General features: G+C 46.8%; 7 protein-coding genes and 1 tRNA gene. 6 read left to right on the top strand and 2 right to left on the bottom strand.

The window, feature by feature from the left end:
• The first annotated feature begins 80 nt into the window (after positions 1-80).
• From CHB62_RS11540 to CHB62_RS11520, 5 genes are all read left to right on the top strand, one after another.
• A complete protein-coding gene (locus CHB62_RS11540; RefSeq protein ID WP_089366971.1) occupies positions 81-1,610 on the top strand; it encodes a hypothetical protein in 1,530 nt (509 codons plus the stop codon).
• Positions 1,611-2,758: 1,148 nt separating this feature from the next.
• The gene (locus CHB62_RS11535; RefSeq protein WP_089366970.1) at positions 2,759-3,973 is read left to right on the top strand and encodes a replication-associated recombination protein A; all 1,215 of its coding nucleotides are present in this window, start codon (positions 2,759-2,761) and stop codon (positions 3,971-3,973) included.
• Between the two features lie 376 nt (positions 3,974-4,349).
• Positions 4,350-5,300, top strand: coding sequence for a D-2-hydroxyacid dehydrogenase (locus CHB62_RS11530; RefSeq protein ID WP_089366969.1), 951 nt, complete (start codon positions 4,350-4,352; stop codon positions 5,298-5,300).
• Positions 5,301-5,656: 356 nt separating this feature from the next.
• Positions 5,657-6,304, top strand: a complete 648-nt coding sequence (locus CHB62_RS11525; protein ID WP_009013381.1) for a trimeric intracellular cation channel family protein — start codon at positions 5,657-5,659, stop codon at positions 6,302-6,304.
• A 102-nt stretch (positions 6,305-6,406) separates the two neighbouring features.
• A tRNA-Arg gene (locus tag CHB62_RS11520) sits at positions 6,407-6,480 on the top strand.
• 2,479 nt (positions 6,481-8,959) lie between these two features.
• On the opposite strand, the gene CHB62_RS14935 is transcribed toward CHB62_RS11520, so the two are convergent.
• Entirely contained in the window at positions 8,960-9,196 is a 237-nt protein-coding gene (locus CHB62_RS14935) for a hypothetical protein (RefSeq protein ID WP_089366967.1), read from the bottom strand.
• 433 nt (positions 9,197-9,629) lie between these two features.
• Positions 9,630-11,423, bottom strand: a complete 1,794-nt coding sequence (locus CHB62_RS11505; protein WP_089366966.1) for a M6 family metalloprotease domain-containing protein — start codon at positions 11,421-11,423, stop codon at positions 9,630-9,632.
• 2,054 nt (positions 11,424-13,477) lie between these two features.
• Here CHB62_RS11505 and CHB62_RS11490 point away from each other — a divergent pair.
• Positions 13,478-15,178, top strand: coding sequence for a glycoside hydrolase family 10-like protein (locus CHB62_RS11490; protein ID WP_089366963.1), 1,701 nt, complete (start codon positions 13,478-13,480; stop codon positions 15,176-15,178).
• The last annotated feature ends 997 nt before the right edge of the window (positions 15,179-16,175 follow it).

Here is a 16,175-nt window from a genome sequence, read left to right as displayed (position 1 = left end):
CTCAACGAGAAGAAGCGATTTATGGGATTAATAAATTAAGTAACTAAAGAAACAAAAAGGGAATAATTATGAATAAATCAATGAAACAACTAACGCAATTTGCTGCGTGTGCAGTAGCAGCCTTGTCTGTTGTGGCTTGTTCAAGTGAAGACAGTGCACAGCAGGATAATGCTAAACAGAATACCGCTAAGGGTGTTGCTACTTTTGATGGTTCACAGCCAGGAAATGATACACGTGCGTTGACACGTACAACAGCTACCTATACACTTGGTGGCGATGCTAAGGTGTTCTGGTCATCAGCTGATAAGATTTTCGTACAGGACGATGCGAATACCTTTCATCAGAGTAATGCTGCTAATCTTTATAATCCATCTAATAAGGCAAAAGCAATATTCAGTCTTGCTTCTGGTTCATTTACATTGAACAACCGTGAGGTGCGTTATACAGGTGAGAATGGTACAGACGCTAACACTGTAACCATTGCAAGCACACAGACACAGACCACAGCCAACGACTTCAGCCACCTTGGCACATCAGGCGATTGCGGTACTGCAACGGCAACAGGCAGCAATGGTAATTATACCTTTACACTCAATCATAAAGCCAGTTACCTCTGTTTCGTACCACGTTGTATGAATACCGACCTTGGTCCAAATATTAAGTTGACAAAGATTAAGGTAACAGCCGACCAGCCTATCGCAGGTAAGTATGATTTCTCAACAGGAAGCCTTGCGCAAAAGGCAGGTGAGACTTATTCAAACACAATTACGCTTAATACAAGCGATTTCTCACTAAACACAACCACCTCATCACTCGCTACCAATGGAGCTTATATGGTTGTTGCGCCTGGTACCTATAACTTTACAATCACTTACACGATTAAGGACCCTACAACTAATGTAGAAGGTGATGTTGTAAAGACTGTTTCAAGCTATAACTGTCAAGAGGGTAAGATTAATGATATTACGGCTAACCTTACGCCAGAGGATTATTCTTCTTTGAAATATTATATGTGGGATGCACAATCTCATTATTGGTTGGGACATGAAGGTGTACAGCCATATCTTAATCATGCATCTGCAAGTGGCTACCCTGCTGCTACTGATGTAAATAGATATTATAACTCTGCTCATTATCCTGCACAAGCAACTAATTCTTGTGCGAACTGTCCAAATGTTAATGAAATAGCATGGTATGTCGATAGGGGGAATCCTCATTTTGAGAGAGTTACTCTCTGGTCTATGCGAGGACATCTTTATATTGGAGGACTTTGGTTGTTGCATAGAAATAATATACCAGGTTTTAGTTCTGTGAAAGCACCAGATGGAATAGATTATGTACACTCTAATACAGATATGTCATTAATGAAAACTCCTACACAAGGAAAGCCAACCAATCTTAGTGATTATTTCTTTTTACCAAGTGCTGGTTATTATGGTAATCCTGAAGGACGTTTTGACGGAATCACTTATGGTGGTTGGTATTGGTCTCGGTCAACATATATGGATACTCCATTTGTAGAATCATATCTATTGCATTTTAGAAGTACTAATCTAAATGTTATTAGATATCAAAGACTTTATGGCTTTAACACGTGGACTGCTCAATAATGATTTATGCCTAAGTTCTTTGGAGTAAATTAGATTTTTGTTAAAGAAAGGTAAGTGAGTATACTTAGCTTTTGAGAACTTGAAATATTCTTTTAGAAAGTAAATCTTATTAGCTAATGTGATACTTACATTAATAAAGCATTATATCAACACTTCGGTAATTTAATTTTCGTTTTCTTGCCTCCTAACGTCTCTTGTAGCGTTCTGGGGGCAAGTTTTTTATTATGAAGTTTGTGCTGATGATATACTAAGATTAAAGTGACAATAGATTAGTCTAATTACCCCTTATAGTCTTAATTTGATATAATGAATTCTGTTACTCCGCCAAAAGGCGTTCATCCTGTTACTTTGTCTTCGCATACTCTGTCTACAATCCGTTCACCCTGTTACCCTGTCTCTTCCCGTACCCTGTCTACAAGCTGTTCATTTTGTTACTTTGTCTCTTGTCTACCCTGTCCTCGGTTAATACCGTCTTAACGATGGTATTTAGTCAAAACGATGTTTCCTGTCATTCCTGTCAACCTTGGTCTCCACGTAACTCTTTAGTACACAGTGAGGTTACACGAAATGTTAAAAATGACAGCAAATGAAAATTAAACTTTTTCTTGCAGTTTGTTTAGTTTACAAGTTTACGAGTTAACAAGTTAACAAGTTCACGAGTTTACGAGTTGTTTGTTACGATAATGATTTGTGTAGTTTGATAAGTTCACGAGTTATTTGTTGCGACAATTGTTCGTGTAATTTGCGTAATTCGTAGTTTGTTGGTTTACACGGAGAGACGGAGAGACGGAGGTGGGTAGTAAAGCCACATAGGGCCAATGGCACAAGGAGAGATAGAGAAATGCCACACAGATTGTTAATACCTTTGCTGTTTAGTTATCTTTTGTTTCTATTTATAATGATAAGACTTTGGTATTATTATATGAAGCCTTTTAACTCTTATGATTATAGGGAAAGTGAAAGGGGGAGCAGTGAACTTTTTTGAATTATAGTTGACTTCATGCTAAATAGCGTGTAATTGTAGGTTTATAAGAATAAGGGGGTTTAGGTTTTCGGATAAGGTCGGCTTTCGGTATTTCATTCTTTCATTCTTTGTTATTAGAGATAAATTCTGTACTTTTGTAACTACATTAAAATAGGAGAGAATTATGGAACCATTGGCAGAACGGCTGCGACCACGTAGGCTTGAAGACTATATCGGACAGGAACACCTTGTCGGTGAGGGTGCTGTGCTGCGTCGGATGATTGATTCGGGGCGTATTGCGTCGTTTATCCTATGGGGACCTCCGGGCGTGGGGAAGACCACCTTGGCCCAAATCATAGCCCAACGGCTGGAGACACCATTCTTTACGCTCTCGGCAGTGACGAGTGGTGTGAAGGATGTACGTGAGGTTATCGAGCGTGCACAGAGCAATCGTTTCTTCAATTCGGCCTCGCCGATCCTCTTTATCGATGAGATTCATCGTTTCTCAAAGTCGCAGCAAGACTCGCTCTTAGGGGCGGTGGAGAAGGGGACAGTCACCCTGATTGGTGCCACAACAGAGAACCCTTCCTTCGAGGTGATACGTCCGTTGCTCTCTCGCTGCCAACTCTATGTGTTGAAGTCATTGGAGAAGGCCGACCTGCTGAAGCTCTTGCACAGGGCAGTGACGGAGGATGTCGAACTGAAGAAACGGCATATCGAGTTACGGGAGACGGATGCCATCCTGCGTTATAGCGGTGGTGACGCACGTAAGTTACTGAATATTCTCGACTTAATCGTGGCTGCCGAGACTGGCGATGACATCGTTGTGACGGATAAGATGGTGGAGGAGCGACTGCAAGAGAACCCCTTGGCCTACGATAAGGGCGGTGAGATGCACTATGATATCGTGTCGGCTTTCATCAAGTCGATACGTGGCTCCGACCCCGATGCGGCCCTTTATTGGATGGCTCGTATGATAGAAGGAGGCGAAGACCCTAAGTTTATTGCGCGTCGTGTCGTTATCAGTGCGGCTGAAGACATCGGACTGGCTAATCCGAATGCACTTCTTTTGGCCAATGCGGCCTTTGATGCTGTGACGAAGATTGGTTGGCCCGAAGGGAGAATACCCCTGGCAGAGGCGGTGGTCTACCTCGCTCGTTCGAAGAAGGACAACTCTGCTTATAAAGCCATCAATCGAGCGATAGAGTTGGTGCGTCAGACTGGTAATCTGCCTGTGCCTCTCCATCTGCGTAATGCGCCTACTCAGCTGATGAAGGACTTGGGTTATGGCGATGGATATAAGTATCCTCACGACTACGAAGGACATTATGTCAAACAGCAGTATATGCCGGATGAGTTGGGACCTCCCCCAACCCCTCCGAAGGAGGGGGGCGCCTAACGGAGTGTTATCTCCCTATGTTTCCCCTTATGATAATAATAATGTGTAACGAAGGCAACCAAGTGGTAAATCGAAGCCTACCACGTTGTAGCGTAAAGTCAATCACGTTGTAGCGTAAAGTCAATCACGTTGTAGTCTGAAGCCTATTAAGTGGTAAATCGATGTCTATCACGTTGTAGTACGAAGACTATCATGTTGTAATGCAAAGCCTGCCATGCGGTAAATCGAAGCATATTAAGTTGTACCCCAAACCCAACCAAATTCTACCTCAAACCCAACCAAGCTGTACCCCGTTAGGCACTCCCCTCCTTCGGAGGGGTTGGGGGAGGTCCCCATTGGGGAGGGGTTGGGGGAGAGGTCCTAACACCCAATAAACATGAAAATAGTAATCCTCGACTGCCATGCAGTCAACCCTGGCGACTTGTCATGGGAACCAATCAAAGAGATAGCAGACTGCGTTGTTTATGAACGAACAAAGCAGGATGAAGTCGTTGAACGAGCTAAGGATGCCGACGGAATCCTTATTAATAAGGTGAATATCACACGTGAGCTGCTCGACCAACTGCCCCGATTGAAGTATATCGGTGAGCTTGCAACGGGTTATAATAACATCGACGTTGAGGCCGCTCACGAGCGTGGTATCGTCGTTTGTAATATCCCTGCGTATAGCACGGACAGCGTGGCACAACACGTCTTCGCCCTCCTCTTCAACGCAACTACGCATGTCGACCACTACGCCGAGGCTGTGCGTCGAGGCGAGTGGAGCAAGCAGAAGGATTTTTGTTACTGGGATACGCCCCTCATCGAACTATCTGGTAAGACCTTAGGTATCGTTGGCTTGGGCCATATTGGGCAGAAGGTGGCCAGGATAGCACATGCGTTAGGGATGGACATCTCGGCTTATACGAGTAAGAACAGTAGTGACCTTCCTGAGTGTATCCGCAAGACAACCCTCGAGGGACTGCTTAGCACGTCGGATGTCATCACCCTTCATTGTCCGCTGACAGCTGCCAACACACGTATGATTAATGCCGAAACGCTGAAGAAGGTACGCCGAGGTGCAATCTTGATCAATACTGGCCGTGGTGGACTCATCGACGAACAAGCTGTTGCCGATGCCCTTGCGAGTGGACAACTCAGTGCTTACTGTGCCGACGTGATGACCGATGAGCCACCACACAACGACAATCCGCTCTTCAATCAGCCGAATGCTTATATCACTCCTCATATCGCTTGGGCTACACGTGAAGCACGCGAACGCCTCATGAATATCTGTGTTGAGAATATAAAGAAATTCATTGAAGGAGAACCACAGAATAGGGTTTGATGGGTGATGGGTGTTAAATGTTAGGTGTTGATGGCTTGCGTTGCAACTTTCCGCTGTCTGACATATACGCCCCAAATACCTTGCTGATAGGGTGATGGGTGTTAAATGTTAGGTGTTGATGGCTTGCGATGCACCTTTCCGTAGTCTGCCTTGTACACCCAAATACCCTGCTGTTAGGGTGATGGGTGTTAAATGTTAGGTGTTGATGACTTGCGATGCAGCTTTCCGTAGATTAGCATGTACATCTAAATACCTTACTGTTAAGGTGTTGATGGCTTGCGTTGCAGCATTTTCCCGTCCCCTTTCGCTGAAATAAGGCCTTTAAGGCATCTTTTAGTTAGTTTTCATAGACAAAAATGTTATACACTGACCCACATCTTGTCCGTACGCTGCAGGTAATACTGGAGTTTCTTGGGACATTCGCGTTTGCCATATCGGGTATTCGCCACGCCGCACAGAAACACTTCGATTGGTTCGGAGGATATGTGTGTGGCTTTGCCGTCGCCATCGGGGGCGGTACTATTCGTGACACCATGTTAGGAGTACGACCCTTCTGGATGACCAATATCATGTATGTGCTATGTACGGGTCTGGCCCTCTTCTTGGTTATCTTGTCACGACGATGGATTAAACGACTTAGCAACGCATGGTTCGTTTTCGACACGCTCGGCCTTGCCCTCTTCACTATAGCGGGTATTCAGAAGACTGTCGCACTCGGTTATCCCTTCTGGGTGGCTATCATCATGGGCTGCATAACCGGTGTGGCGGGTGGTGTCATCCGTGATGTACTCCTAAACAACATCCCCGTTATCTTCCACAAGGAAATCTATGCCGTAGCAAGTGTGGGTGGTGGACTCATCTATTGGGGCCTCTTCGCCCTCGGTATGTCGCTCCCTCTGACCGTCATCATCACCTTCGTCGCCATCTGTATAATTCGTTTTATTGCAGTGGGTTACCATATCTCGCTGCCAACCCTGCAAGATGAAGATGAAAAAAAAGAGTAAAAAAGATAGTAAAACATTTGGTGGTTTGGGGAAAAAGTCCTACCTTTGCACTCGCAATTCAGCAATGAAGCAATTCATTACTCCACTTGCAACCATAACAATGGTTCCGTAGCTCAACTGAATAGAGCACTTGACTACGGATCAAGAGGTTACAGGTTTGAATCCTGTCGGAATCACTTAAGGACACTCGTAAGGGTGTCCTTTTTTTTGTGTGGGTAAAAGGAAGCCTCACCAAGAGCTGGCCCCAGACCTTTCACCAGCTGGCCCTAGACCTTTCACCAGCTGGCCCCTCCCCCAACCCCTCCCCCGCAGGGAGGGGAGTAGTATGTGAGGTTACCCCTACTGGCCTGCTGACACGAGGTGTGAGTAAGCATTTCTTTCACACTGGAGAGTTCCTTCTCTCACAAAGGGTATTTCTTTCTCTCACAGAACTCACAGATTTAACAGAATCCTTTTGCGCACAGTTTCGGGTTCACAGAAGGCCTCCGGCATACAGATATCACAGAACGTTTCAGCTAAAGATGGCTGTAAGGTTCTGTGAAATCGGTTGACTTAATGTCTCTGTGGGCCTTTGTGTGTTCTGTTCATCTGTGATTTTCTGTGAGAAATAGAACGCACCCACTCTATGAGATGATACACAAACAACACGCTGGGTAGTTTTTTCTCTCACAGAACTCACAGATTTAACAGAACCTCTTTGCGCACAGTTTCGAACTCACAGAAGGCCTCCGGCATACAGATATCACAGAACGTTATAGCTAAAGGTGGGTGTTGGGTGATGGGTGTTAGGTGTTGATGATTAGTTAAAGATGGGTGGTGGTTGATAGGTGTTGGCTGTAACGTTCTGTGTTATCGGTTGACTTAATGTCTCTGTGGAATGCTGTGTGTTCTGTTCTTCTGTGTACTTCTGTGAGAGGAAGAATTGTCCTCTATAAGAGAAAGTACGCACCCTCTGTGAGAAATGAATTGTCCTCTATAAGAGAAAGAACGCAACCTCCGTGAGAAAAAGAATTGTCCTTTGTGAGAAAAAGAATGTTTGAGAGCCGTATGGGGAGGTTAACACTCACAGAGCGCACGGCTTTTCATGTCTTAACTTCATGATAACATGTAATGTTTTTTCGCCCATCACGGAGACTATCAAGCAACTGGTTTACTTGTCAACTCGTCAGCTTGTTAACTTGCTTATTCTATCTGAAGATAATTCAAAGGTTGTTTTGTGTAATTCATAAGCGTATAAAAAGCAAAAGTTCCACCCTGGTACGCATTCTTAAGAGGCGTGGTGGAAACTGTCGCTGCAAAGATATACCTTTTATTTTAGTCTTGCAAGCGTTTTAGAATAAATTTTTGAAAATCAATGAAATAGGTGGGTTGAGATGGTATTGGGGTGGTTGTGTTTCTATTAATCACGTTTATTTGTAAACTGTTTTCATGTGTCTTGCATGGAGTATATGCTTTTCAAGATGGAAGAAGAGGCCTTTCTACGTTCAAGAACATGCCCTTCTTGCCACAAGAAGGGCGTTTTCTACGAGCAAGAAGGGCATATACTCGAATGCAAAACAAAACACGCTGATTTCTTGTGGGTTATATCCTCGTTTATAGGCGATGATAGCTGTGTGGTTTGAGGGTGGTCGGCTTGGTGGGTTGTAAGGACTTTTCATCATCCTGCTGACTTGTTTCAGATAAGGGCGTAGTATGTGAGGTTACCCCTATTGGGCTGCTTGTGTGGGGCGTGGGGAGGTTTTTCTTTCATGCTGGTGACTTTTTTCTCTCACAGAGCGCACGGAGGTCACGGAGGTTTTAAGCGCACGGTTTCGAGCTCACAAGATAGTGGCCCCTCCCCCAACCCCTCCCCCGCAGGGAGGGGCGTAATATGTGAGGTTACCCCTATTGGGCTGCTTGTGTGGGGCGTGGGGAGTTTTTTCTTTCACGCTGGTGACTTTTTTCTCTCACAGAGCGCACAGAGTTCACTGAGCATTTTTGCGCACAGTTTCGAGCCCACAGAAGGCCTCCGGCATACAGAGTTCACAGAGCGTTACTGCCAAAGGTGGCTGTAAGGTTCTGTGAAATCGGTTGACTTAATGTCTCTGTGGAATGCTGTGTGTTCTGTTCATCTGTGATTTTCTGTGAGAAAAAGAACAATTGCGAGACTCGCTGGGGAGGTTTTTCTTTCATGCTGGTGACTTTTTTCTCTCACAGAGCGCACGGAGGTCACGGAGGTTTTAAGCGCACAGTTTCGAGCCCACAGAAGGCCTCCGGCATACAGAGTTCACAGAGCGTTTCAGCTAAAGAAGGGTGTGGATGTTGAGTGTTAGGTGCTGATGATTAGCTAAAGTTGGCTATAAGGTTCTGTGAAATCGGTTGACTTAATGTCTCTGTGGAATGCTGTGTGTTCTGTTCTTCTGTGTTTTTCTGTGAGAAATAGAACAATTGCGAGACTCGCTGGGGAGTTTTTTCTCTCACAGAGCGCACTGAGTTCACTGAGCATTATTGCGCACAGTTTCGAGCCCACAGAAGGCCTTCGGCATACAGAGTTCACAGAGCGTTACTGCTAAAGGTGGCTGTAAGGTTCTGTGATATCGGTTGACTTAATGTCTCTGTGGAATGCTGTGTATTCTGTTCTTCTGTATTCTTCTGTGAGAAATAGAACACCCCTCTCTACTTCTGATGTTTATATACAACGTAGAAGAAGATACATAATGTGATTTTAGAGATGAGGCTCCCAAAGCTGCTAAGAAACGGTGAATACGTATCTACTAAATTCAGTGGGAAGAAATCAAAGGTATCTACAAAGAATGAAATAATACCTGTGTTGTAGACCAAAAAGTAAAGAGAAATCACAAGACTGGTGATTGCACCAATCAAGCCAATTAATGTTGCTGTTTTAATCTTCATATTCTGTTTGTTTTAGTTAATATCTTCTCAGCCTCATAGATGGGTGTTGGGTGATGAGTGTTAGGTGTTGATGAATAGCCATAGACGGGTGTTGGGTGATGAGTGACGGGTGTTGGATGATGAGTGATGGGTGTTGATGATTAGCGATAGAAGCGTCGAAGCGGGTCCACATCTTCATCAAGACGCAAGCAGCTCCATAGGGGTGTCTCGGTGATCACGCCCCTCCCTTCGGGGGAGGGGACGGGGGAGGGGCCTCATAGACGGGTGTTGGGTGATGAGTGATGGGTGTTGATGAATAGCGATAGAAGCGTCGAAGCGGGTCCACACCTTCATCAAGACATAAGCAGCTCCATAGGGGTATCTCGGTGATCACGCCCCTCCCTTTGGGGGAGGGGACGGGGGAGGGGCCAGTTGTTGTTTGTTGAGAGGGCCGCTAATACACCTTACACCCCCTCCCTTCCTTATCTTTCACGATAACTATCTGGCGTCGTCCTGTCTGTTGAGGGTTGGTTTTTATGCCAGAGAGGGTGTAGGCAGCAGACGGCTGAGCGGCATTGTCAGCAGGGAGCGAGGTGATGGCTGCTGTTGTATTCAGCGGTGTATAGCGGAAAGAGATAGTGTTATCATGGTTCTTCGCAATCCCTGTTATCCCCGCTAAGTCCGTCACTCTATAGTTCGTATAGAAGTTAAGGCGAGGGTCGGTAGAGCTCGTCAGACTATTGTTCAAGGCCGTTGGGAAAGGGTCATTGTCCTGTGAGTCACTATTGAGGATGCCATCCGCAGGTACTATCGTGAACCTTGGATGATGTTGAGCGGCAGCCGCATTGAGGTTGTTCATCCTCCACGCCATAGCATTATAGTCCACATGGAACACCATCAGGCCGTGGGCAGGCAGCTCACTGTCCCATCTGTAGGGCGTACGGTTCTCTAAGATGTAATACTCATCCTTGTTGTCAGGGTTATAGAGGACGTACGCCTCACCACCTTCCGACAGTCCTTTCATATCCTTCACGTCCACGGCAGCATTGCCGAGGGTGGTAGGCTTCAGCCAACCCATGAACGCCTTCTCGTAGGCATCATATCCTGCAGGCACCGTGCCGATACCCGTTCCGCCATAAACATTTACTAAACTCTCTGGTCCACCATTGTAACTACCGCCACACATAAGGTCGTATCGTCCCGAGCCAACGTTCTTTCCGCCCCTTGTATCATAGAAGTCAGGGAGCCCTAAGCAGTGAGAAAACTCATGACAGATGGTTCCTATGCCCGAATAATACACTCGTTGCATACCGTTGACTTTTGCTCTAATAATCTCATTACTACATGCGTAGGTGTCAATCGTCTGTCCATTGAAATGGAGCGCACTCAGTCCTGCGTCCGTGAGCGAATACTTATGCGGCCAAACCGTGTCTGCATTGCCACCCGTAGCCTCGCCTTCACCCGCATAGATAACGTAGACCTGTTCCACTTCTCCGTCTCCGTCCCAGTCGTAACGACGCCAGTCTACCTGTCCTTTGACGGCTTTACAAGCGTCGATAATCATCTGTGGCGCATTAGCATCGTTCATGTTCTGTGTGTGTTCACCGTAGTATTTATACGGATGAGCCAACTTCACGGGTCCAATGACATCAAAGGTAAGATCGAACCTACCGTTGCTCTGGTCCTTGAAATAGTCGTGTACACTCCCGATAGCCCCATTGTCGTTCTTATAACCCTCCTCGTTAAGCATCTTCTCATAGAGGGTCTTGATGTCAGACTCACGTGGTCGGAGTGTGAGAACATTCTGTGGATTGGTGAAGGACTTGTCTGCGAACTCCACTAAGATGACGAGTCCCTTCTTACTTCCCTCCCATGTCGTCCCATCACTGAGTCCGAAAGGCTTCGAGCTAACCTGCTGTTCCTTGTTTCTCTGCAGTTGTCTTACCTCCTCCAGAGCGGCCGCAGCGAGTTCCTCGCGGCCGTGTCTGAGTTCTTTATTATGTGCCAGAACCGCCGAGGCCACCAACTGCTGGTCTACGATATGCGCATAGTAGTAGTTGCCATGATAGGGTACAAGGGGAATACCGTCCTCTGTCATGGCATAGTTAAAGTGCTCATCACCAACGGTCATCACCTTCAGCAACGTGCCATCAGCCTGCTTAACTGTTCGCCAAATCTTCATCGCTGGGATGGCAAACGATGATGATGCGATGAGCAATCCAGCAAGGAGTGTAAATATCTTCTTCATCTTCTTGTCCTTGAAACGATTTCTATTAGATTATTGATAAAATGTAACTATCTCACAATAGATGGCTACAAAGATAAAGAAAAATATAGAGAAAGGAAAGAAATCAGTATGGTTTTCTGGCGGGGAGAGGCTTCGAGGCATAGAACACATGGGCGGCCTCACCCCCAGCCCCTCTCCGAATGGCGAGGGGAGTAGTATGTGAGGTTACCCCTATTGGCCTGCTTGTGTGGGGCATGGGGAGGTTTTTCTCTCACGCTTGTGAGTTTTTTCTCTCACAGAGCGCACAGAGTTCACGGAGCTTTTTGCGCACGGTTTCGAGCCCACAGAACGCCTCCGGCATACAGAGGTCACAGAGGCCTTTCAACTAAGATTAGCTGTAACGCTCTGTGAAATCGGTTGACTTAATGTCTCTGTGAGATGCTATGTGTTCTGTTCTTCTGTGTTTTTCTGTGAGAAATAGAAAACACCCTCTCTAAGAGATGAGACGCATGTGACTCGCTGGGTAGTTCTTTCTCTCACAGAGCACACGGAGTTCACGGAGGTTTTAAGCTCACGGTTTCGAGTCCACAGAACGCCTCCAGCATACAGAGGTCACAGAGGCCTTTCAACTAAGATTAGCTGTAACGCTCTGTGAAATCGGTTGACTTAATGTCTCTGTGAGATGCTATGTGTTCTGTTCTTCTGTGTTTTTCTGTGAGAAATAGAAAACACCCTCTCTAAGAGATGAGACGCATGTGACTCGCTGGGTAGTTCTTTCTCTCACAGAGCACACGGAGTTCACGGAGGTTTTAAGCTCACGGTTTCGAGTCCACAGAAGGCCTCCGGCATACAGAGAACACAGAGCGTTTCAGCTTTCGTTGGGTGTGATGTATGTGAGAGAGGAGAGTTCATGTGATGATAAATAATCCTTACAATCCACCAAGCTGACAACCCTCACAACACACATATATCATCATCTACAACCAAGGATATAACCCACAAGAAATCAGCGTGTTACGTTTTGCATTCGAGTATATGCCCTTCTTGCTCGTAGAAGACGCCCTTCTTGATGCAAGAAGGGCATGTTCTCGAACGTAGAAAAGCCTCTTCTTGTAGCATACTCAACCTTTTCTCGAAAAGAGAAGGGAACAGCCTGCGAAATATCTTGACATTTCCTATTTACATGGTTAGTACTCTATCTCTCAAAGAGGACCTTTCTTTCTCTCACGAAGGACCTTTCTTTCTCTCACAGAGAAACACAGAAGAACAGAATACACAAAGGCCCACAGAGACATTAAGTCAACCGATTTCACAGAACCTTACAGCCAACGTTAGCTAATCATCAACACCTAATACCCAACACCCAACACCCACCTTTAGCAGTAACGCTCTGTGACCTCTGTATGCCGGAGGCCTTCTGTGGGCTCGAAACGTGCGCAAAAAGGCTCTGTTAACTCTGTGCGCTCTGTGAGAGATAAAACTCCCCAGCGTGAAAGAAAGAACTCCCCAGCGATTTGTTTGTGTGACATCTCATAGCGAGGGTGCGTTCTATTTCTCACAGAAGAACACAGATGAACAGAACATACAAAGGGCCACAGAGACATTAAGTCAACCGATTTCACAGAACCTTACAGCCACCTTTAGCAGTAACGCTCTGTGAACTCTGTATGCCGAAGGCCTTCTGTGGGCTCGAAACGTTGGTTGAAAAGTTCTGTTAAATCTGTGAGTTCTGTGAGAGAAAAAACTCCGCAGCAAGTCTCAAAAATGTTCTTTTTCTCACAGATAACACAGAAGAACAGATTTCACAAAGGCCCACAGAGACATTAAGTCAACCGATAACACAGAGCGTTACAGCCAACATCCACTCTATAGGGGTATCTCGGTGATTACGCCCCTCCCTTTTGGGGAGGGGACGGGGGAGGGGCCAGCTGTGGAGTGCAGTGTGTCCTTCTTTCTCTTTAAGATTTCTTTTCCCCTATTAGTTTGCCATCTAACCATTTATGCCTACCTTTGCAACCGAAAAGAAAGGGGTAGATTATTATTAAGACAATCACGTCATATCATCAAACTTATATATGAAGAAGCTCATTTTACTTACGTTCCTTTGTGTTATAACGATTACTTCACAGGCACAAACAAGTCTTGTTGACTATCTCACAACGGCTATGCCTAAGCGCGAGACACGTGCCGTCTGGTTGACAACACTTGCCAACCTCGATTGGCCAAAGACCTACGCTACGTCGCCGGAGCGCATTGAGCAACAGAAACAAGAGCTCGTCGATATCCTCGACAAATACCAGAAGGCAAATATCAACACCGTCCTCTTGCAGGCACGAGTGCGTGCGGCAACGATTTACCCGTCTGCTCTCGAACCATGGGACAAGTGTATTACGGGCGTAGAGGGCGGCGTGCCGGGTGGTGACTACGACCCGCTGGCCTTCGCAGTGGCCGAGTGTCACAAGCGAGGGATGGAGATTCACGCCTGGATAGCCACTATTCCGGTAGGTGCAAAGGGTTCGCTTGGGTGCAGGACACTGATGAAAAAGGGCTTCCGCATACGTAGCTTCTCCACAGGGGCGTATCTCGACCCCTCCGACCCGTCTGTGGCTCCCTATTTGGCAAGTATCTGTGGGGAGATTGTAAGGAATTATGATGTCGATGGAATCAACCTTGATTACATCCGATACCCCGATGGCTGGCCCCGTCCTTCCTATCGTCTGGGTGACACACCCGACCAGCGTCGTAGCAACATAACGGCCATCGTTAGGGCTATCCACGATGAGGTGAAGGCTATCAAACCATGGGTGAAGATGTCGTGCTCGCCTATTGGGAAGCATGCCGACCTCGGTCGATATAGTTCAAAGAATTTCAATGCACACGACAGGGTGTCTCAGGAGGCACAAGAATGGCTTCGACAGGGGTTGATGGACCAGCTTTATCCGATGCAATACTTCCGTGGTGACAATTATTACCCGTTCCTTGCCGACTGGATGGAGAACCGTTATCAGCGTGAGATCGTCTCTGGCTTGGGTACTTACTTCCTCGATCCACGAGAGGGAAATTGGACTTTAAGCGACCTGACACGCCAGATGTACGTCAGTCGTAACCTCGGTGCGGGACACGCTCATTTCCGTTCTCTCTTCCTCACAAGCAACAAGCAGGGGGTCTACGACTTTGAGAAGCAGTTTAATGCGGCGTTGGCTCTCCCTCATGCGATGCTGACGACTGCGACAATGGGGGATGCGCCTGTTGCTGCAGGGGCGTCGCTGGTGGTGAGAAACGACGATAAGTCGGTGGTAATAAGGTGGAAATCGGTGGCTCCATACTATAATATTTATGTCAGCAACACCTATCCTGTCGACACTGATGACCCTCGTAACTTGCTCTTCGCACGCTTTGTCGGACAGTCGCTGAGGCTGAAGAATGTCAGTCCCGACCTCTTCTTCGCTGTGAGGGGAATGAGTCGTTATGGCGTTGAGACGCCTGCCTTGCAGGAGGTCGATAACGCTGTTTCGCTCGCTCCGTCGCATGTCTCCTTGCTTGCCAACGATGGTAACACGCTCAGTCTGCCTGCTGCTGCTAAGCTGACGGATGCCGACCATTATGTTGTCCTTACCTTGCAGGGGTCGGCTGTGCGCTCTGTCAAGGCAAAGACCATACACAATAACCAGCTGAACATCGCCTCGCTGCCCAATGGCATGTACTCCCTTCAAGTCTGGGGACGTAAGAAACGCAGCTTCCGAGTGGGATATTTCATGGTTAGACGGGGTATGTGAGAGACAGGAGAACCGTGGGTAGGAGAAGACAGAGTAACAGAGTAGGGGAGAGAGAGTAACAGAGTAAGAGAGTGTGTACGGTGGCCCCTCCCCCGGCCCCTCCCCCGTAGGGAGGGGAGTGATATGTGAGGTTACCCCTATTGGCCTGCTTGCGTGGGTCTTTATGTGTTCTTTCTCTCACGCTGGGGAGGTTTTTCTCTTACGCTGGGGAGTTCTTTCTCTCACAGAACTCACAGATTTAACAGACCCTTTTTGCGCACAGTTTCGAACCCACAAGATAGTGGCCCCTCCCCCAACCCCTCCCCCGCAGGGAGGGGCGTAGTATGTGAGGTTACCCCTATTAGGCTGCTAACACAGTTCTTGGGGAGTTTTATCTCTCACAGGACTCACAGATTTAACAGAACCTTTTGGCGCACTATTTCGATCCCACAGAAGGCCTCCGGCATACAGAACTCACAGAACGTTTCAGCTATCGTAGACACCGAACAAGGGGTAACAGGAAGCCTACATCCTCGCCATAGGGGTATCTCGGTGATCACTCCCCTTCCCTTCGGGGGAGGGGCCGGGGGAGGGGCCAACTTTCTGGTAATTATCCTCTCTTATCGAGACGGGGCCGAGCTTGATGCAAGAAGAGGCTCTTTAACGTTCAAGAACATGCCCTTCTTGGTCCAAGAAGGGCGTCTTCTACAAGCAAGAAGGGCGTGTTCTTAATCGCTATTCGTAACATCTTGATTTCGTGTAGGTTATAAAAGTAATTGTAAGGTACGTTAAACGCTTATTTAGAGGATGTTTCTTTCTCTACAATGTAATGATTTTTTATTACTCTATAAATTCTCCTCTTTCCCAATTTTTACCCAACCTTCAGCAGTAACGCTCTGTGTTCTCTGTATGCCGAAGGCCTTCTGTGGGCTCGAAACTGTGCGCCTAAAAGCTCCGTGAACTCTGTGTGCTCTGTGAGAGATAAAACTCCCCAGCAACTCTCAAGCGTTCTTTCTCA

Source organism: Prevotella jejuni (genome assembly GCF_900187995.1).
GTDB lineage: Bacteria > Bacteroidota > Bacteroidia > Bacteroidales > Bacteroidaceae > Prevotella > Prevotella jejuni.
This window is presented reverse-complemented; position numbering and strand designations above follow the sequence as displayed.